The organism is Anisomitus miae (SeqCode) (assembly GCF_054906395.1).
The window spans coordinates 41,812-62,452 of sequence record NZ_JBRACL010000008.1 but is presented as its reverse complement, the minus strand read 5'-3'; the positions used below and the strand labels follow the sequence as shown (position 1 = coordinate 62,452).

The following is a 20,641-nucleotide window of genomic DNA, read 5'->3' as shown; positions in this document are numbered from 1 at the left end:
TAAAGAGGTGAGATTTTTGTGAATGAAGAAATAAAGCGAATAGAAGAGCTTGTTAAATATTTAAATGAATGTTCGTATTCGTATTTTGTTTTAGATAATCCAATAATTGATGATAAAAAGTATGACAAACTGTACGATGAGCTTAAATTGCTTGAAATTAAAACCAGGCATATTTTATATAATTCGCCTACTCAGCGTGTGGGAGATGTTATTTTAGATAAATTTGAGAAATCTGTACATAAATCAAAGATGTGGAGTCTTGACAAGGTTACTTCCTTTGAAGAATTTAAATATTGGTATGATAAGAATCTCGAAATTGCCAAAGAGAATAAAATATCTGCTCCGACTTATATTGTAATGCAAAAGTTTGATGGAGCTAGTATAAATTTAGCTTATGAAGATGGAAAATTTACAAAAGCTACAACTCGTGGGAATGGAGAGGTTGGTGAGAACGTAACTGAACAGGTTAAAACTATAAAGAGTATTCCCTTAGGTATAGATGATGTTTCTTCGTTTGAGATTCGTGGAGAAATCATTATGACGAAGGAGGAATTTGAAAAATATAACAAAGGAGCAAATGTTCCATTAAAAAACTTGAGGAATGGAGCTGCAGGTGCTCTTAGGAATTTGGATGTACAGGAAACTAAAAAACGAAATTTGACAGGGTTCTTTTTTGATATTGGATATTTTGAAGAAGGGAAATTTAAAACCTATTTAGAGGTCTTAGAGTTTTTGAAAGAGAGTAAATTCAAATGTGCAGATTTTAAATTTTGCGAAACCTTCGATGAGATAAAAGATGAAATAATTAGGATAGAGTCCGTAAGAGGTGCTCTTGATTACGATATTGATGGAGTTGTTGTTTCCGTTAACGAGTTTAAATTGAGAGAGATTTTGGGATATACGGTTAAGCATCCGAAATTTTCTATGGCGTATAAATTTGAAGCTGAAGAGGGGATTACAAAATTAATTGATGTTGAATGGAATGTTGGAAGAAGTGGAAGAGTTTCTCCTACGGCAATTTTAGAGCCAATTGATATGGCAGGTATAACCATAAAAAGAGCAACGCTCAATAATATAGATGATATTAAGAGGAAAAATGTAAAACTAAATGGGGAAGTATTGATAAGAAGGTCAAATGATGTTATACCTGAAATAATTAGGGGAATAAGTGATGATGAGAATTTGATGGAGATACAAATCCCAAATGCTTGCCCATCTTGTAATTCTGAGCTAAGTCAAGATGGGGTACATATTTATTGTACAAATGCCATATCGTGTAAACCTCAAATTATAAAATCAATTGTTCATTTTGCATCAAGAGATGCTATGAATATCGAGGGATTAAGTGATAAAATTGCAACTCAGTTTTATGAAGAGTTGAATATGAAGAAGGTATCAGAGCTTTATGAAATAAAATTTGATGATTTAATAAGACTAGATAAATTCAAAGATAAAAAGGTAAATAATATTTTAAATTCTCTAGAGAAAAGTAAGGAGTGTAATCTTGCGAATTTTATTTATGCTTTAGGAATAAGAAATGTTGGACTTAAGACTTCCAAGGATATTGTGAGAAAGTTTAAAACACTGGACAAAATAATGAAACTAACTAGGGAAGAACTGAGTGAAATTTATGGAATTGGAGGAATAATTGTTGAAGATATATTGAAATTTTTCAATAATCCAAAAGTTGTATATGAAATAAATCGTTTTAGAGAACTCGGTATAAATTTTATTGATAGTAACGATAATGATTTTAAGGAAAATGAGTTTTTAGGAAAAACTGTTGTTGTAACTGGAACCATGAAAAATTTTTCGAGACGTGAAGCAAAGGATTTACTCGAAAGATTTGGTGCAAAAGTTTCTGAATCTGTCAGTAAAAAAACAGATTATGTAATATTTGGTGAAGGTGCTGGAAGTAAATTTGATAAAGCTATTTCTTTAAATATAAAAACTTTATCGGAGGATGAATTTAGTGAAATTTGTGAAAAAGTAGGAATATAAAATCTAAAATTTGGAATTATCCTTATATATAATCTTTAAATTTTAGAAGGTGATTATGTGAGGGTAGTTAAGGTAATTATTTTGGGTATTTTTCTTATTTATAATTTAACTTTCAACGTTTTACAAGAGAAAGAAACTACAAGGACAACAAATGTAGTTTCTATTGGTGTTGTGAATTTACCTGAAAATCTTCTTTATTTATCGGATGAATCGTATGTTAATAATGTTGTCGTGGGCAATTTATTTGAGGGTCTTGTAAATCTTTCTTCACATGGCGATGTTATTTCTGGGATTGCGGAGAGGTGTACTGTATCTGAGGATGGATTAATATATAAGTTTTATATTAGGAATGATGCTTATTTTAGTAATGGAGATTTGATAACATCTAAGGATTTTTTAGATTTTTTTAAAAATATAATAAGTAAAGATGAGGAAAGGTTTTATTATGATGATTTAAAATCTATAGTTGGTGTTCAAGAATTTTATGATGGCAAAGTTGCTTTTGATGAGGTTGGAATTAAGGTTGATAAAAAAGATTGTTTATTAATCGAACTTGCATATAGGGATGAAAGCTTCCTTAAAAATTTAACTAAAGATAAGTTTTCTTTAAGGAGTGAGTTTAAGTATTTGTATAATTATATGGATTTTTATCAGTATATAAATTATTCAGGTGCTTATGTCATACATAACATATACGATAGTGAAGATGGAAATTTGAAAGTCATATTAAAACCAAATAAATATTATTATTTAAATAATTATAAGACTGTTGACGAAAAATTGTATTCTGTGGGGAACGATAAGGAAATAATTTTAGAGGTTTTCTCAACTAGAGAGTTTGCTTTGGAATCTTATAAATCTGGAAAGATTAAATTTGTTTTTGATATTGCGTATAGTTCCATGGATGATCATTTTAATTCTAGGGATTTATATTATGTCCATAATGATATATCGAGTTTAGTATTTAATTTAGATAAATTTAGCAATGGAGAAAAGACTGCGGAGGTATCTATGAATTTGGATGAAGAACATTTGGACGAAAGTCAGAGACTGAGAAAAGGGAATTTTATGAATTTTATAGTTGACACCAAAGATATAAGATACGTTAATGGTATAGATAATGAAGGTTTATATAAATATGTATTTGATAAGGAGTACATTATAAATAAGCTTCAAAAATATAATTTCGAAGATAACAAAACTTTAAAAATTGTAACTCACTCTGAGGATAATTACATACAGCTTGCAAGAAAATTTAAAGAATTTTTAAATGCAGAGTTAGATATATCCATAAACATCATTGCGTTTGAGGATGATTATATACAAAACAGTCTTAAGGAAACAGAATATGATATACTAATATCTCATTTTACACAAAATAGTAAAGGTGATATTTTGAAATTTGACAAACCAAATCTTATATTATCTAGTATTGGGCTAGATAAGAATTCTATCGATGGTAATGGCACAATCCAAATTAATAATTTAAATTAATATGAAGAGAGATGACTCTTGGGGTTTTAAACCTGAGAGTCGTTTTTGTATTTACATAATGAATAAATTATTAAAAAAAATTTAAACTAAAATGGAGGTTTGTTAGGATTAATTATTTTTTTCATTGGGGGGTAATCATAAGTATGAGCAATTCACCTAGGAAGATAAAAAATTGTTATTATGTTTTTTTTATTTTCATTTTAATTACTTTGTTTAGTGTTTTGAAAAGTGAGAAAGTTGCAGCTAATGAATTTGATATTCCTGTATACATAATTAAGTGGGAAGGATCTACTGAAATATTTATGGATAGAACTGAACTTGAGAATTATGATATTAGTCAAGTGGATTTGATTGTTTCAGACTCTGGTAGACCAATTAATATATCTATGGTGGATGAAAGTTTTTTTATTTATGAAGAGTTAAAAAATAATAATGAATATACTTTGAAAATTAATTTATTAGATAAAATATCTAGAAAAAATATTGAATATAGTTCAAATTTTAAATATTTAGAGAATAGCTTCAGTGTGAAGAATATAACTCTTAATTCTTGCAATGTGTTTGTCAACTATAGTGGAAAAGATTTATTGTTAATAAAGGAATTTTGTATTTATGGAAAAGATATTTCAAATGAAGAAAATGAATATGATTTTTTACTCAAAAAAAGTAGAGCAGATTTGAATACATACAGAAGTACATTCAGTTTTAAAAATGTTAGTGTTAAGCCGGGCACTACATATAACATAGGATGTGTACTTTCTATGAGTAATAATATAAACCTTGTTTTCAATAAAGAGTTCAAAAGTAAGGATTTTGAAATATCAGAAATGAAAACTTCAATGATATCAGACAGAAAGATTAAGTTAGATTGGAGTATTTCAGACGATGATTTTAAATTTTTAGATAAGGATTGTATAAAAATATTCGTTAAGAAATTTGGTGAATTGAATTTTCCTGCTGACCCAATTGAAAAAATTTTAAAAACAGACATACATTCAACCACTTTGGATACAGGCAATGTTTCCTCAGAGTATAGTGTGAAGCTGGCATATTATTTTGCAGGTAAGGAATTTGAGCGAATTATCAAACAGGAAAATGATTTTTACAACATAAACTCTAAAGTTTCTGTATTAAATTCTAGAGGAGTAAGAGTATCATTTGGATTTGATAATAAGGTTAAGTTTAACAGCGGAGAGATTTTGAATATTTACTTGGTTGATGTTTTGAATGATCATGTGGAGAATGAGCAAATTTTCTCTAAAGAAATAAGTTCTATATCTTTTAGTCCAAACCATAAGGTTGAATTTAATAATTTGAAAGTGGATCATAAATATAAGATAATTTATGAAATACTTTACAATGATGGGACAATTGTGAAAATTAAGGAAGATACTTTTAGCACTCCACAGTTTGGTATAAAAGATATAAATGTTTCTGGTAAGTTTGATAATCAAAATAATCTGAAAGTAATTTTAAGTTGGCAGTTAATGAAATCCAAATTTGAATTTATAGATGGAGATAGTTTGGCTATATATATAAAGGAAAAAGATGTTCCTAGTTATTCTGATGATGCTTATTTTTACAAAGATACAAATTTAGATAAAACGTTTTCTTTAGATATTGATATAAGTGGGGAAGTTAAAGGAGCTTATGACATAAAGCTTGTCTACAACATAGGAGGTAAGAAATATGCAGAGTTGAAGAGTCTCTATATAGATAATGAAGGTATGGCAATAGGTGGAAATATTTTTACGCAAAATGCTCCTATAGGGAATGTGGAAGTATCAAGAAGTGGGAACATATTTACAAAAAATGTTTCTTCTGAAGTTGTGAGTGATACAACTACAGATAACAAAATTGTTAATGTAACAGCTAAGGATATTACAGCTAATCAAGTAACATTAGAGGTTTCATATCCGACTGAATTTGAATTTACGGATGGGGATTCTATAAAGATATATACAAAGCAAAAAGATTTGGCTTCATCATCGGAAGTATTGTTTAAGGAGTATGTGCATTCTTCAAATGATGAGTCTAAAGTTGATTTGAAAAATACATCTTCCTTTGTTGTTGATTACTTAATTCCTAACAGAAATTATGAATTTAGAGTAGAGTTTAAAACAAAAAATGAATTTAAAGCAAATAGTGAGTCGGGTACTGTAGATGGAGGTTCATCAGGATCTGATGGAGAAGGATCATCTTCAAACGATCAAAGTAGTGGTAGTAGTGGAGGTGATTCATCATCTAATGGCATAACAAGTTCTGGAGAAGAAGGTAGCCAAGAGAGCACGGAAGTTTCTGGTAGTGGAGGTACAGCAGGATCTGAAGAAGGTTCAACTGATGGTAAAGAGGAAAATAAAGATTCTACAGTTTCTCAAAGTCAAGAGATAGATGAAAATGGAAATGGGAAAATAGAACAATTTGTTCAACGAAATGGTGAAGGTGTAAAAGGAGAACAGGATGTACAGGAAGAACAAAAGGAAAATGAGTCAGGGTCAAGCGACAATACTTCACAAGATGGAACACAAACACCTACTACTCCATCACCTTCTGATACTAGTACAAGTGAGCAGATCCATACTAAAGAAGTTAGGCTGACTGATATAAAGACGAAAGATTTTGTAATAAGTTCTTTTGAGACTGAAGCTGTCAGGACAAATAGTGCTGTATTTAAATGGACGTTATCTAATGACATAACAGATTTTAATGAAAAAGATAAATTGGATATATTCATAAAGAGGAAGATTGTTGGTGGGTATCCAGTAGGGAGTTCGTTTTCAAAAACTGGAAAAGATATCAAGGATGTGACTTTGGGAGAGACCGTAGTTAATCATATGAATATGGAGTATACTGCTAAGCTTGTTTACACGATAAGTGGTGTTAAATTTGAAAAAACTGTAGACTTTGTGACGAAGTCAGGAACCACATCTTGTTCAACTAAAGATCCTACTGAGCATTCAGTAAAGCTACTTATAAATTATCCTGAGGAGTATAAATTCTTAGATGATGACTCAATAGAGATATATATAAAGGAAGGAAATAACAAAACGTTTGGTAAGATACCGCTTTTTACGATTATACACGATGATGAATTTCAAAAATTGCAAGATATTACGATGATTAATTTAATATTTTTAAAACCTCAAATGAATTATGAGATATTAGTGAAATTTATTAATAGAGCTAATGATATACCAGATTGTACCACAAAGTTTTCTACAACTAATGTGGTGTTTCAAAATTGTAGAATAGAATCTATTGCTGGTGATAAAATCAGAATAAAGACTGATTTTAAAAATGGAGATGATGTATTTGAATATATAAAATCTTCATTATACTTGGATGTGTTTCAGAAACTTCCAGAGAATAAAAATTACTCAAGTGGAAGTATAGTATCCTTATCTGCTGAAGAGACTTTAGATTTTGAGCTTACATTGTCAGATAGATTTACAGATAGAGATTTTTTAATTTCATTCAATCCTCATGGATATCGTGTTGATACTGAAAATTTGGAATTTAATGAAATGTTATTTATAGAATTTGAAATTCCATATCGTACTATAAGAGCAGTAATTGATGAGTCAGAAATTACTCAAGATAATATACAGAAGAGGAGTTATTCTGTTAGTTGGGCTTATCATGAGCCTATTAAATTTGTATATAGTGATAAAATAAATATATATCTTAAAGAAGTGGAAAAAAAGAATCCAGAACAGAGTAATCAGAATGATTTGGAGAGCAAGAATATAAATGGTTATACAAAGATCCAAACTATCACAAACGTTTCTCAAACAACGAGTTTTGATCTAGATTATTTCATAAATGAGAACAGAGATTATGAAGTTGTGGTAGAACTTGAATCTGATACATTTAAGGTTGGTCCAGGAAAGGTAAATTTGTCAGTTAGTGATATAAATTTGGATGAAGACAATAATGAAGATATAAATTTTGATATTCCGATATCAGTAGAAGATTTTGATGGATTGGGAGATGAGTTGGTGTTCAGTCTGCCTAGGTCAGTGAGTGAGAATAATTCTATAAATGAATCTGATATAAAATGTGATATTGAAGGTCTGGATTTTGAATTAAATGAATCTGATATAAAGATCAAAGGGCTTGTACCTAAAAAGAAATACGATAAAATAGAGGTTAAAGTTCGAGTTGATGGAGATAACGAGTTAGTATTTAATTTGGAAAATGTTGAATTGGATGCAGAGGATGATGTTCAGTCATTTTTATATGATGTTTATGGAAGATCATTCTTAAGAGATCCAGATGAGTCAGGATATAAGTATTGGATTGATAGACTTAAAACAAAAGATATATCTGCTAGGAACTTTTTGATAAATTTGCTGTTTGCTGAAAAAGAGTTTTCAGAAATGAATTATAGCATAGAGGAACTTATAACTGTGTTATATTCAATTGTAGTCAACAGGGAACCAGATAGCAATGGACTTAATTTTTGGATTAGGTTTTACAATGATGATGCCTTAGTTAATTCTAATGGTGATAACTTTGCTTCAAAACAGTATGTAGTAAATAGAATGATAAATGAAAAAGAGTTCGAGGAATTAATCCTTGATATGGGATTAGAATATTAAAAAAGCACTAAGATCTTAGTGCTTTTTATTTTGTAGCAACTTTTACGACGATTCTATTTTGAGTATTTGATACACCCGAATTTGATGATGTTCTTTGAGTCATTGATCTTGCTTGAACTTTCTTTTCATTCACAGTTCTATAACTGCTTTGTGGTCTTTTAGAACTTGATTCTTCAGAACTTGTATCTTTCTCATTAGAAGACGCATTTGATTCCTCATTTGTATTTTTTTCATCTTGATCATTAGTATTATCCTGATTTTCTTCAGTGTTTGTAGAACTATTTAAAACTTTTACTTGACTTTTTCTTCTAGTAGTACTTGAAGATGTTCTAGCGTTTATTTTAGTAGTTAGTGTTGTAGATTCAGAGGCGTTAGAAGTAGGTCTTTTAGTTGTAGTAGAATCAGCTATAGTAGCTTCAGAATTTGTAGATGATGTTCTTGTTGTACTGGAAGTACGACTTATGGCCTGAGCTTCATCTCCACTAGTCATACCAGCACTTATACCAGCCATAACACCAAGTGCTGTGCCGAAAGCAACCGCTTTCTTAGTTATATCTTTTTTATTATTTTCTTTCATTTTAGTTTTACCTCCCTGTAAAATAACCATAACTAAAGTCTACACTTTTATATATCGTGTAATAATTTAATAACCTTAACCATTTTGATTTACAAAGAAAGAGGAGACACTCTATGGGGAAAGTGTCTCCTGTACTTGAAGGGAATGAAATTATTTATTAGTTGAAACGCTAACAACAACTTTATTGCTAGTTGAGTTTGTAGTTCTAGATGCTGAATCTTTGTTTTGTTGAGCTTTTGAACTAGCTTTTTTGCTTTCAACTGAAGCATGAGAGTTACTTCCAGTTTTTTCTTCAGTCTTACTAGCACTACTAGATGTGTTTGTAGTAGAAGTAGTACCTCTCCTGCTAGTGCTAGTACCAGCACTTCTACTACCTGCAGTAGAACTTGTGTTATTTCTTCTTCCTCCAGTAGTAGTAGTTGCACCTTCATCTGCTACTGCTTCTTCTACATTTTCAACATCATTCTCATCTTCATTTGTAGTAGTACTAGCTATTTTAGCTGAAACCTTTCTAGTACCAGCTGATCTTGAAGTTCTAGATGATGAAGTTGAAGAAGTTGATGAGGTTGAAGTAGATGTAGAAGCATTGGAAGCAGGTCTTCTAGTACTAGTAGTAGTAGCTTCAGTACTTGCAGAGTCAGTAGAAGTTGTAGTCGTACTTGTACGGCTTCTAGCTTGAGCTTCATCTCCTCCAGCCATACCAGCACCTATACCAGCTACAACACCAAGAGCTGCACCGAGGGCAACCGCCTTTTTAGCAAATTCCTTTTTGTTGTTATTGTTGTTTTTAACATTACTCATAAATTAAATACCTCCCTGTATTTCATATCCATTAAAATTTAAATTGATTATACTTACATATTCGTAAGCATATCTGACAACTTAACTCATATAATTAAAAAATTTTAAGTAAATTATAAAAGGCACTAAACATCGTTAGTGCCCACTAAAGATTATTCATCTGTGAATAAATTACCAAGTGGAGAAGATACAACATTGTTAGAATTAGAAGGAGCTTCAGGTGTTGGAACTGATTTTGGTGGCTGTGTATTATCTTTACCATCATCAGATGTTGAACTGCTGTTGCCCTTAAGACCTAATCCTAAACCTAGTCCAAGTGCAAGTGCTCCAGCCCCAGCTAGTGCTCCACCTATAAGAAGCTTATTCTTTTTGCTATTTGTGTTATCTGTAAAGGTAGTTGTTGTACCACCACTGTTGCCTTGTCCAGAAGTACCAGATGATACCGATGAAGGTCTAGTAGTAGGAGCAGTTGATGATCCAGTACCAGTTAGCGTGGTCTGAGTACCAGTTGAAGTTGTATTTGTAGTTTGAGTACCAGTTGAAATTGTTGTAGGTTTTGTTACGCTTGAGCTACCACCTGTACCTGAAGTTGTAGTAGTCGTTGTAGGCTTAGTAGAAGTTGTACTACTCGTACTTGAAGTGGTAGTTGATGTGGAAGTTGTAGGTTTCGTTATACTAGATGTTGATGTTGGCTTCGGTGCAACAGCTGGTTTTGTTAAAGTAGAAGTGGTTGTTTTCGTAGCAGTTGTTGTGGTTAATGGTTTAGTTGTAGCTGTCTTTGTCGCAGACATTATTTTAGGTGTATTGGGGTTTTTTATTTTTGACACTGCGGCACCCAGTCCACTTGCCCCACCAGTACTATTTATTATGCTACCTAGAATATTAGATGAAGCACCAGGTCTTACTATGGATGAACCCGCCTTAAGTGCTTGTGATGGCATCATTGCTTTAACTTTGCTAGCTTCTCCTAGAGTTAACGTTAATACCAACGTCGATAGTGAAAAGAGAGATATAGCTTTCAAATGAGGCTTAAAACTACTATTAAAGTCGTTATCATTCTTAAAATCATTTCTACAATCTTTCATATCTGATTTTTTCTCCTGTTAAGATAAAATCTAAAATTTATAAATAAAGGCAATTTGGTCGGACTTTATACTGAGCATTATCGAATGCAAAAATTATAAACTTAATATCTCTCATTAAAAAAATCAGAAAATTATATATGGACAAAAACAAAAAGAACCCACTCAAAAGTGGATTCTAGAGCATTAAAAATATATTATAGCAACATCTCTAAGCTCCAAAGTATCTTTTAAGAAGTCCTTCAAAAGCTTTTCCATGTCTAGCTTCATCCTTACACATCTCATGAACAGTATCATGTATAGCATCAAGATTTAATTGTTTAGCCAAAGTAGCTAAATCCTTTTTATCTTTGCAAGCACAGTGCTCAGCAGCAACTCTTTTCTCAAGATTTGTCTTAGTACAATTATCAACAACTTCTCCCAAAAGTTCTGCAAACTTTGACGCATGCTCAGCTTCCTCGAAAGCCATTCTCTTGTAAGCTTCAGCAACTTCAGGATATCCTTCTCTATCAGCTTGTCTTGACATAGCCAAATACATACCAACTTCTGTGCACTCAGCTTCAAAATTCATTTGTAATCCTTCAACCACTCTTGGGTCAACACCCTTGGCAACACCTATAACATGTTCGTCTGCCCATTGCATCTTTTCACCTGTTTGCTCATTAAATTTCTCAGAAGGTGCTTTACAAACAGGGCAAACCTCAGGAACTGAACCTTCAGATATATATCCACAAACTGTACAAATAAATTTTTTCATTACTAACCTCCAAAATATAAAAAACAAATTACCATTGAAAACTTAATTTCAATTACTAATAATTATTATATAATAAAGCCTATTTATTTTCAAGTCTTAAATAATAGAGTAAAATTTTAAAAATCTTATCTGCATTATAATAAATTTGTAAATTATTCCTAGAAAAATTAACTCAAATATTATATAATTGTAACTAATTATTTAATAAATGGAGGGAAGATTTATTGTTAAGTTGCAGAAGTAAAATTTTAACAGCAATATTTACTTTTTTCTTATTTTTTATGATAGGAGCTAAAACTACTGCATCTTCAAACAATTCTTCGAAGGTTGAAGTTAGTACGGAGTTTTTAGAAAATATTTCTGGTGGTAACAAATTTGTTTTTAATGTTGGTATTGATAGTGATTTAAATGGCGTGGTGAAAGAGTTTTTTGTTGAGGATGGACAGAAGGTTATTCCTGTTAGCACCTATGAGTTATCGAAAAACAAATATGTAATAGTTGTGACATTGGGTAGTAAGGAATACAGTATCAATAATTTAAAGTTAGGGGTAACGTTGGTTGTCAATAGATCGGAAGAGAATGTGAGAGGAATAGCTTCGCTTAGTGCTGAAAATAAAACTTTCAAAGGCGGACAAGCAGTTGGAGATCCAGTGCTTTTGTATAATGAGCAAGATAAAATAACGATTGCTATTGAAATTGATGACCCATGGGACACACTTAAAAATGTACAAGCAACTCTTGTTTATCCAGAATTTACTAAAGATTTCAATATGTCATTTGAGAAAAAGCATTTAATTGTGTCAGGTAAGCTTAAACAATATGTGTACATAGTTATGGGGAACTTTAAGGAGAGAGAAGTTCTCAAGTTTAATTTGAATTTGCTTTTTCAGCGAGGATTAAATGACGTGTCCTTGCGTGGAGAGAGTAAGACCTTTTTGTATAATTTTAATGTGGAAGATATAGTTGAAGATATTATAAGGAGTGTATACATGAATTTGATGAATAGACAAGCTACTGATTCTGAAATAAGCAAATACTCAAAGAGCTTGATCGATAATTTCATGTCTACTACGAAGTTTGTTAAATCGATTATTGATAGTAAAGAATTTAAAAATATCAGTATGTCGGATGGAGATTTCGTAACTCGCATATATAAAATTACCCTAAAGAGACTACCTGATGAAGATGGGAAGAGTTTTTGGGTGAACGAGATAAAGAAAACGTCTAGGAGTAATGTGCTAGTTCAAATGTTCAAAAGTGATGAGTATGTAAGGTTAATGAGTGAAATTGGATTAGCTGCTTAATTGTTTGAAACTATGGTTTTGTATTAAATCATAGTTTTTTTATCATACTTAGAGTGCAAGTGGGATTTAAAATGTGAAAAACTTATAAATTTAATAACTATCATCTGGAAAAAAAATACAAAAAAATGTATTATGTTAAGGTTAGGAGAGAGTATGGAAAATTTTAAAATTGATTTTAAGAAATTTACATTGGACAATGGACTTGAAGTTGTTTTCTTAAAAAGAGATAGTAAATTTTTTAATCTAAGTTTTGGAGTTAAGATCGGAAGTGCGTATGAATCTGAAGATGAACTTGGGTTTAGTCATTTCATTGAGCATATGTTATTCAAGTCAAATGAAAAATTTAGCAATTACGAGATCAATAAGACTTTGGAATTTTTAGGTGGAGATTATGATGCTTTTACTGATTATGGTTCAACTATATTTACTATAAACGGTATGTGCATTGATATTGAAAAGTCAGTAGAGTTGATTTCTAGTATGATTATGTATCCTGAATTTGATGCCAAAGAGATTTCTCTTGAGAAGGATGTGATAATATCGGAAATTGATTCGTGTGTATCTGACTATGAAGAATATAGTTTTATGCGAATAAATGAAGAGGCATTTAAAAAATCCCATTTAAGATTTGATATAGCTGGAACTAAGGATTCGGTTAAGAACATTAAGAGAATTGATTTAAACGAATTTTATAAAAGATATTATTTACCTAATAATTCCTATGCAGTTATTATAAGTTCGTATGATGAACGATATTTAGTTGATTTATTGAATAAATATTTCGGCTCCTGGCAAAGCAGAGAAGCAATACATAAAGATTTAATAAAGGAGAGCAATATTTCACAAAAGATAGTTACATATAGAAATGATTTGGAATTGAGCACTATAACATATCTTTTTACTTTTGAGGATCTTCAACAGCATGAGAAGATACTTTTAAAGATAGCAGCATATAAACTTGGCGGTAGTTCAAATTCAATATTGTTTAAAAAGATTAGGGAAGAAATGGGTTTGGCATATGATGTTTATACCCAAATAGAACTTAGTGATGAATTCGATGGAATGTATATTTTTTGTGCTACAAATTATAAAAATGTAGATAAAGTTATGAAAATTATTGATAGTTGTATAGAAAATATGAAAACATGGAAGGATCATTTCAACGATTATAATTTACAACTTATGAAGAAATTGCAATTGATGTCTATATACTCTACTATCGAGAATAGTGAAAAACTTGGACTGTATCTGATCGATAAGATGATTTATAAAAAAGATATTAACAGTTATATCAATGATTTGCTAACGATAGATAAAATTAATTCTAACGAATTAATAGATATTTGTAGTAAATATTTTAAAAATCCAACAATTCATATTCTTAAAGGGAAATAATTATGGATAAAGATTTTATAATTGCAAAAAATCTAGCGCTAAAATTATTGAATCGTTATGATAAAACTCAAAAGGAAATGAAAAAATATCTTAATGATAAATGTGTATCACCAGAAGTTTCAGATAGAGTGGTTGAGTATTTGGTATCTTATAATTTTATAGATGATGAACGTTATGCTAGGAATTATATAAGTAACAAAATGTGTAAATATGGTGAGAAAAAGATATTTTTTGATCTCATTTTAAAGGGATTGGATGAAGAGTTTTTGAAAGCGGAATTTTCGAAGATATCTGATGAGCAAAAAATAGAAACGGGAGTTAAAATTTGTAAGAAGAAATATGAACTGATTAAAGGAAAATTTGAAGGGTTTAAGATTAGACACAAGCTTTTTTGTCACCTGGTAAGTAAAGGTTATGACTATGATCTTGTGACTAAAATTATAGATGAAGTAATTTAAAAATCAATTCAAGATCATTGGATATTGTTCCAAAAAGGGGAATATCGGTTGTTTAAACTATTATCGGATACTTTCAATACAAGTGCTGTGAGTATTTTAATTGTGATTCTATTCGTTTTTACTATAGCAAAAGGCTCTATTCAATATACGAAATTTAATTATATATCGAGAGATATAAAGTTTTATATCAATATATTTTCTCTATACGTTATTTATTTATCTTATAATTTTATAGCTTATGATCTCTATTACTTTGTATTAAAGATTTTTAATTCACAAGAAACAGATTATGGATTTTGGGGATTTGGATTAAAATTATTTTTGTTCGCAATTATGTTTTCGGTGTATTCAGTTATATTTAGGTTTATATACAGAATGTTCTTTAGAAGAATGATTGCAGATATACATGAGTTGTTGACAAAATTACCTTCTATGATCAAGTCGATGATTTTTGGAGTAATTAAGATTCCGAAAGCGGTGATTAATGTTTTAGTGTTTGTCCTTATACTTAATACATTTTCTGTGTTTTTAAATAAGGAAAGTACATTGATTAAAACTATAAATTCGTCGAGCATATATAGTAGTTTATCGAATAACTTGATTTTACCATTCAGGAGTAGTCTTAACGACATCATATTTAATATATTTGATCCAATATTTGATGCTTTTAAAGATATAAGCATATCTAATGTTAGATATCTATATAACGGTGTTACTATTGATGAAGCTACCATGAGAAATAAAGAGATTGAGGAATTTGCTTTTAGTAGTGTGCATGGTATAAATAACTCATATAACAGAGCTAAAAAATTTTATGAGGATGTTATAGATATTATGGATTACGATAATGAAAAGTCAGAAGACATACTTAATAATGATTTTAGTAATCTATCTGGTGCAATCTCTGCATTCGAAACTAAAAAGGGGATATGTTTCGATTATGCAAGTCTGTATTCTGTGTTGGCAGAGATCGTTGGGTTGCCTACAAGAATTGTAGTGGGGAAAGGATTCGATGGTAATTCTTGGATAAATCATGCTTGGAACGAGGTTTATATAGATGAAATTGGAAAATGGATTCAATTGGACACGACATTTGGTGAAACGGGTAATTATTTTGATGTAGAGAACTTTGGACAGGATCACAAAAAAGAAAGAATTATATGGGAATTTTCAGTTTGATATATAAGTATGGTGGGTAGCTTTAATAGGGAGTGTTAAATCTACCCATTTACATTTTTTATCTTACCGATTGGTACGATTATTATATGACTCAAGAATCATTGAAATAGCTTTCTTACATTCAAAATCATCATTATTGTATGCCCAAGACCAATTAAAATATGTAAGTGCTTTTGCGTTATCTCCAAGTAAAGAGTAACAGTAAGCTAAATTAAATAAGTATTTGTTGTCAAGTTTTATAGCGAGAGCTTTTTTTAGGAGTTCTATGGCTTTATCATAATCTTGTAATTTTATGTAACATACAGCTGAATTATATAAAGAACATGCCTCACTTTCTTCATTTTCTATAGCTTTTTTGTATAATGAAATGGCCTTTTTATACTCTTTCTTATTATAATAGTCATTTGCTTTCTTGAAATAAGAATCCACAATTAATCACCTCTTATTAAACTTAGTAATATTATTCCAAAAATTACCTTGATTATTCAGTTTAAAATATAAATGTTTTTGACATTAATATTCTATGTGATAAAATAAGGATAATGTTCAAATAGGAAAAAAATATTTGTTATTATGAGTTGTTTGGGGAGGTTAATAATGAGAGAAGAATTACATAAATACGTTCCTTTGGAATTTGAAAAAGAGATTTTTGATATTTGGCAACAAAATAATTTGTTTAAAGCAAAAGTTAGTGCAAAAAAAACTCCGTATGTTATATCCATGCCTCCTCCAAATATAACTGGTAAGTTGCACTTAGGTCATTCTCTTGACTTAACACTGCAAGATATATTGATAAGATTTAAGAGGATGCAAGGTTATGAGGCATTATGGGTGCCAGGTGAGGATCACGCAAGTATTGCCACTGAGGTTCGTGTCGAAAATGAACTTTTTAAGGAAGGAATAAAAAAGGAAGATTTAGGACGTGAAAAATTTTTAAGCAAGGTGTGGGACTGGACCAAGACCTACAGAGAAAAAATAAGACAGCAAATTGAAATGATGGGTGCTTCTTGCGATTTTTCGAGAGAGGCTTTTACTATGGACGATAATTTGAACAAGGCTGTTAAAGAAGTTTTTGTTAATCTGTATAATCAAGGATTTATATATAAAGGTAATAGAATTACGAATTGGTGTCCTAAGTGTTCTACCGCTCTCTCTGATGCTGAGATTGAGTATAAAGAAATGGTAGGGAAGTTTTGGTACATAAAGTATTATTTATCTGATGGAGATGGGTATCTTGAAATAGCGACTACTAGACCTGAAACTATGCTTGGTGATGTTGCTGTTATGGTGAATCCTGAAGATGATAGATATAAAAAATACATAGGTAAGCATGTAATTCTCCCATTGGTTAATAAAGAGATTCCTATTATTGGAGATTCTTATGTTGATATGGAATTTGGTACTGGAGCAGTTAAGGTTACTCCGGCTCATGATCCAAATGACTATGAGGTTGGTTTGAGGCACAATCTCCCTCAGATTAAAATTTTGAATGACAAGGCGTGCGTTAATGAAAATGGATTTGAGTATAAAGGATTGTACAGATATGATGCTAGACAAAAGATAGTTGAGGATTTACAAAAAGGTGGATTTTTGGTTACGATAAAAGATCATATTCACAATGTAAGTTGTCATGATAGATGTGGAACAATAGTTGAGCCAATGATTTCAGAACAGTGGTATGTAAGGATGGAAGAATTGGCTAAGCCTGCCATAGAGAGTGTGAAGACCAAGGAGATTTCATTTATACCTGAGAGGTTTGATAAAATTTATTTTAATTGGATGGAAAATGTTAAAGATTGGTGTATTTCCAGACAGCTTTGGTGGGGACACAGGATTCCGGTTTTCTATTGTGATAATTGTAATCATGTTATGGTTTCATCTGAAGATATTCTGAAGTGTGAAAAGTGTAATTCTAAGAATATTCGTCAAGATGATGATGTCTTGGACACATGGTTTAGTTCAGCACTTTGGCCTTTCTCTATACTCGGATGGCCTCGTGAAACTGAGGATTTAAAGTATTTCTATCCAAATGAAACGCTAGTTACAGGATACGATATAATATTTTTCTGGGTTGCTAGAATGATTTTTTCTGGAATACACAATATGAAGCAAGTTCCTTTCAAAAAAGTTTTCATACACGGGATCATAAGAGATTCTCAAGGAAGAAAGATGTCAAAATCTCTTGATAATGGGGTCGATCCTATGGATGTAATAGAAAAGTATGGAGCAGATGCTTTAAGATTTATGCTTGTGAACGGTACATCTCCAGGAAATGATATTAGATACATTGAGGAAAAGGTAGATTCTGCTTCTAATTTTGCAAATAAGGTTTGGAATGCTTCAAAGTTTGTTATGATGAATCTAGATGAAGAATTAATCAATAAGTATTATGATCCTAAGAGATATAGTTTGGCAGATAGATGGATTTTAAATAAACTGAATTCTCTTATACTTGAAGTTACGAGCAATTTTGAAAAATTCGAGCTTGGTATTGGACTTTCAAAGATTTATGATTTTGTATGGACGGAATTTTGTGATTGGTATATAGAACTTTCGAAAACTGTTTTGTACGGAGAGAATTCTGAGAACAAAGGTGTTACTCTAGGTGTTCTTCGTAAAGTTTTAGTGGATTCCTTAAAACTTTTGCATCCTGTAATGCCATTTATAACTGAAAAATTGTATTTCAATTTAAAGAGTGATGAATGTGAATTTATAGCGACCTCTAGTTTTCCAGAATTTGATAAGAATTTAAATTTTAACGATTCTGAGGAAAAGATGAATTTAATAATTGAAGCTATAAAAATGATAAGAAATTTAAGATCTCAGATGAATATTCCTCCTTCTAAGAAAGCGAAGCTTCACATTGTACCTAAAGAAGGTTTCGGTGATGTATATAAAGAGTCGTTAGTTTATATAGAAAAGTTAGGCTTAGTAAAAGATATAGAAGTTACTAATAGTATCGATGAAGAACTTATAAATTCGAATAAGGTTGTTTCGATAGTTACTTCATCATCAAACATGTATATACCATTGCTCGATCTTGTGGATGTAAAAAAGGAACTTTCTAGACTTGGTAAAGAGGAAGAGAAGCTAAAGTTGGAAATTGACAGAATAATGAAGAAACTTTCTAATTTTGGTTTTGTGCAAAAGGCACCAGAGAAAGTTATAAATGATGAAAAAGATAAATTAAAAAAGTATGAATCAATGCTTGAAGACGTTAGAGTGAATATCTCAAATTTTAAAAATAATTTATAATAAAGTTTATTATACATTGAATAGATTTTAATATGGACGCAATGATTAATCCTTCTTAAAGTATATAAGTTTAAGAAGGATTATTTTTTCATAGTTGTGTTTAAAGATTTTGTTTAGAAAATTTATTGTAAGGAGTGAATGATGAAAAAAATTTTAAGATATTTCACTATAACATTTTTGGTTTTTGGTTTTGGGTTTTCAAGTGTTAAGGTATATGGAATTTTTCCTAAAACTGCTATTACTAAAACATCAGATAAGCTTCTTGGTAATTTCATAGAATATGCGTATAACATTTTTTATAAAAGGGAATCTGACTTAGATGGGTTTTCTTATTGGTATGATATGTTAGGTAATGGACTGATATCTGTCAGCTACTTTATTGAAAAATTCGTATTGGAGTCAGAAGAATTTCTAAAAACTACGAGACTTAAAGATGATTTTGTGGACAAGGTATATAGATTTATTTTTGATAGAGAAGTAGATGAAGATAATATGGAATATTGGCTAAAATACATAGATGATAGAATTATATATTATTATAAGAAATATTATCCATCAAATTATACAAATGATGTAATTTTGACTTTAAGGTGGAATATAAACGATTCTCCAGAAGTTATAAATGATGTGATTTCAAAATTATTAGAAAGCGATGAGATTTCAATAAGAGTATCTCTCATGAGTGTAAAATTAAATGATAGTAATTCCTTTTTATCACATAAAAGGAGTAGTGCGTCGGCTGTCTATAATTCTTTAAATTCAAATATCTATGAATATGATGATAGTAAAGAGGTTTCAGAGGCTGAGAAGAAGGCAAGCGATTTGCAAAAAGAATTATCTAAAAAACCAGAATTATTGAATTTGAAAAATAAAATTATTAGATATCTAGGTAACAATATTAATAAAGTTGCGGTTTCATTTTACGATATAACGACTCAGGAATCTTTTGATATAAATGGAGATATGTTGTTCAAAGCAGGTAGTACTTATAAGGTTCCCCTTAATTTGGTTTTGTATGATTTGGTACAAGCTGGCAAAATAGATTTAAATAATACTGTCAAGTATATTCATGAAAAACATTATGAGGGGGGTTCGGGAATACTTCAGGATCATATTATTGATAACGCTCTTCCTCCACAAAAATTTAGTGAATTATCAAAGATGTCCCTTTTGAATTCGGATAATATAGCAGCGAATATGCTCATAACAGGTATAAGCCAATATGCAAATCTTTATGGAGAATATGGCAAAATTTTAGGATATGTTCTTAATCGTACGGGAAATGTTTTTACGACAAATGAGATGAATACGTTTTTGAAAAAGTTATATTATAATGAGAAAAATAATCCATACTACAATAACATTGTGAATTACATGAAAAATAGTTCGACTGGCGTAAGAATAGGAAGATATATACCAAGTAATATAGTTGCTAGTAAATATGGTTCTTATCAGGGCAATTATCATGATATAGGAATTGTATTTGGAAATACACCGTTTATCATAAGTGTGTATACGAGAGATTTGGAAAATGCAGAAAATGTAATTGCCAATATTGCAAAACTGGCTTATGAAAAATAAGGTTTACTTTAAATTAAATGTCCATTGATGCTTTACCATGAATGTGGTAAAGCTATATTTTTGTAAAGCTAAATTTGTTAATAAAATATGTATATCAAAACAGATTTTAGATAAAATAAACTCTAGAGTTGACATATTATTTAATAAATTGTACAT

Annotated in this window: 14 protein-coding genes; 9 read left to right on the top strand and 5 right to left on the bottom strand. The window is 30.4% G+C overall.

The annotated features are described in order from the left end of the window. The first annotated feature begins 18 nt into the window (after window positions 1–18). The 3 genes from ligA (at window position 19) to AALI31_RS05880 (ending at window position 8,096) form a co-directional block, all read left to right on the top strand. Window positions 19–2,001 (top strand): NAD-dependent DNA ligase LigA, encoded by a 1,983-nt coding sequence (gene ligA / locus AALI31_RS05890; protein ID WP_489885605.1) that lies wholly within the window; start codon window positions 19–21, stop codon window positions 1,999–2,001. Window positions 2,002–2,058: 57 nt separating this feature from the next. Continuing rightward, entirely contained in the window at window positions 2,059–3,495 is a 1,437-nt protein-coding gene (locus tag AALI31_RS05885) for an ABC transporter substrate-binding protein (RefSeq protein ID WP_489885604.1), read from the top strand. 143 nt (window positions 3,496–3,638) lie between these two features. Beyond that, window positions 3,639–8,096 (top strand): hypothetical protein, encoded by a 4,458-nt coding sequence (locus AALI31_RS05880; RefSeq protein WP_489885603.1) that lies wholly within the window; start codon window positions 3,639–3,641, stop codon window positions 8,094–8,096. A 25-nt stretch (window positions 8,097–8,121) separates the two neighbouring features. Here AALI31_RS05880 and AALI31_RS05875 read toward each other — a convergent pair whose 3' ends face one another. The 4 genes from AALI31_RS05875 to AALI31_RS05860 all read right to left on the bottom strand — a co-directional run bounded on the left by AALI31_RS05875 (window position 8,122) and on the right by AALI31_RS05860 (window position 11,313). Further along, complete coding sequence (locus tag AALI31_RS05875; RefSeq protein WP_489885602.1) at window positions 8,122–8,673, bottom strand: hypothetical protein; 552 nt, start codon at window positions 8,671–8,673, stop codon at window positions 8,122–8,124. 150 nt (window positions 8,674–8,823) lie between these two features. Then, complete coding sequence (locus AALI31_RS05870; protein WP_489885601.1) at window positions 8,824–9,474, bottom strand: hypothetical protein; 651 nt, start codon at window positions 9,472–9,474, stop codon at window positions 8,824–8,826. A 152-nt stretch (window positions 9,475–9,626) separates the two neighbouring features. Continuing rightward, entirely contained in the window at window positions 9,627–10,559 is a 933-nt protein-coding gene (locus AALI31_RS05865) for a hypothetical protein (RefSeq protein WP_489885600.1), read from the bottom strand. 208 nt (window positions 10,560–10,767) lie between these two features. Then, window positions 10,768–11,313 carry a ferritin family protein gene (locus AALI31_RS05860; protein ID WP_489885599.1) on the bottom strand — a complete coding sequence of 182 codons (546 nt, stop codon included), beginning with the start codon at window positions 11,311–11,313 and terminating at the stop codon, window positions 10,768–10,770. Between the two features lie 224 nt (window positions 11,314–11,537). Between AALI31_RS05860 and AALI31_RS05855 the strand changes: the two genes are divergently transcribed. The 4 genes from AALI31_RS05855 to AALI31_RS05840 all read left to right on the top strand — a co-directional run bounded on the left by AALI31_RS05855 (window position 11,538) and on the right by AALI31_RS05840 (window position 15,649). Then, a complete protein-coding gene (locus AALI31_RS05855) occupies window positions 11,538–12,617 on the top strand; it encodes a DUF4214 domain-containing protein (RefSeq protein WP_489885598.1) in 1,080 nt (359 codons plus the stop codon). A 153-nt stretch (window positions 12,618–12,770) separates the two neighbouring features. Further along, on the top strand, window positions 12,771–14,012 hold the full coding sequence (locus AALI31_RS05850) for a M16 family metallopeptidase (protein WP_489885597.1): 1,242 nt from the start codon (window positions 12,771–12,773) through the stop codon (window positions 14,010–14,012). A 2-nt stretch (window positions 14,013–14,014) separates the two neighbouring features. Continuing rightward, window positions 14,015–14,470 (top strand): regulatory protein RecX, encoded by a 456-nt coding sequence (locus tag AALI31_RS05845; RefSeq protein ID WP_489885596.1) that lies wholly within the window; start codon window positions 14,015–14,017, stop codon window positions 14,468–14,470. Window positions 14,471–14,518: 48 nt separating this feature from the next. After that, entirely contained in the window at window positions 14,519–15,649 is a 1,131-nt protein-coding gene (locus AALI31_RS05840) for a transglutaminase-like domain-containing protein (RefSeq protein ID WP_489885595.1), read from the top strand. Between the two features lie 63 nt (window positions 15,650–15,712). Here AALI31_RS05840 and AALI31_RS05835 read toward each other — a convergent pair whose 3' ends face one another. After that, on the bottom strand, window positions 15,713–16,078 hold the full coding sequence (locus AALI31_RS05835; RefSeq protein WP_489885594.1) for a tetratricopeptide repeat protein: 366 nt from the start codon (window positions 16,076–16,078) through the stop codon (window positions 15,713–15,715). Between the two features lie 168 nt (window positions 16,079–16,246). On the opposite strand from AALI31_RS05835, the gene AALI31_RS05830 reads away from it, so the two are divergent. Both AALI31_RS05830 and AALI31_RS05825 read left to right on the top strand, forming a co-directional pair. Next, entirely contained in the window at window positions 16,247–18,904 is a 2,658-nt protein-coding gene (locus AALI31_RS05830; protein WP_489885593.1) for a valine--tRNA ligase, read from the top strand. A gap of 141 nt (window positions 18,905–19,045) precedes the next feature. Beyond that, a complete protein-coding gene (locus AALI31_RS05825) occupies window positions 19,046–20,485 on the top strand; it encodes a serine hydrolase (protein ID WP_489885592.1) in 1,440 nt (479 codons plus the stop codon). The last annotated feature ends 156 nt before the right edge of the window (window positions 20,486–20,641 follow it).

Excerpts from the sequence above, each read along its gene's own strand:
- AALI31_RS05875 (WP_489885602.1), bottom strand. The coding sequence starts at position 8,673 with ATGAAAGAAAATAATAAAAAAGATATAACTAAGAAAGCGGTTGCTTTC.
- AALI31_RS05865 (WP_489885600.1), bottom strand. The coding sequence starts at position 10,559 with ATGAAAGATTGTAGAAATGATTTTAAGAATGATAACGACTTTAATAGT.
- AALI31_RS05860 (WP_489885599.1), bottom strand. The coding sequence starts at position 11,313 with ATGAAAAAATTTATTTGTACAGTTTGTGGATATATATCTGAAGGTTCA.
- AALI31_RS05850 (WP_489885597.1), top strand. The coding sequence starts at position 12,771 with ATGGAAAATTTTAAAATTGATTTTAAGAAATTTACATTGGACAATGGA.
- AALI31_RS05845 (WP_489885596.1), top strand. The coding sequence starts at position 14,015 with ATGGATAAAGATTTTATAATTGCAAAAAATCTAGCGCTAAAATTATTG.
- AALI31_RS05870 (WP_489885601.1), bottom strand. The coding sequence starts at position 9,474 with ATGAGTAATGTTAAAAACAACAATAACAACAAAAAGGAATTTGCTAAA.
- AALI31_RS05825 (WP_489885592.1), top strand. The coding sequence starts at position 19,046 with ATGAAAAAAATTTTAAGATATTTCACTATAACATTTTTGGTTTTTGGT.
- AALI31_RS05830 (WP_489885593.1), top strand. The coding sequence starts at position 16,247 with ATGAGAGAAGAATTACATAAATACGTTCCTTTGGAATTTGAAAAAGAG.
- AALI31_RS05880 (WP_489885603.1), top strand. The coding sequence starts at position 3,639 with ATGAGCAATTCACCTAGGAAGATAAAAAATTGTTATTATGTTTTTTTT.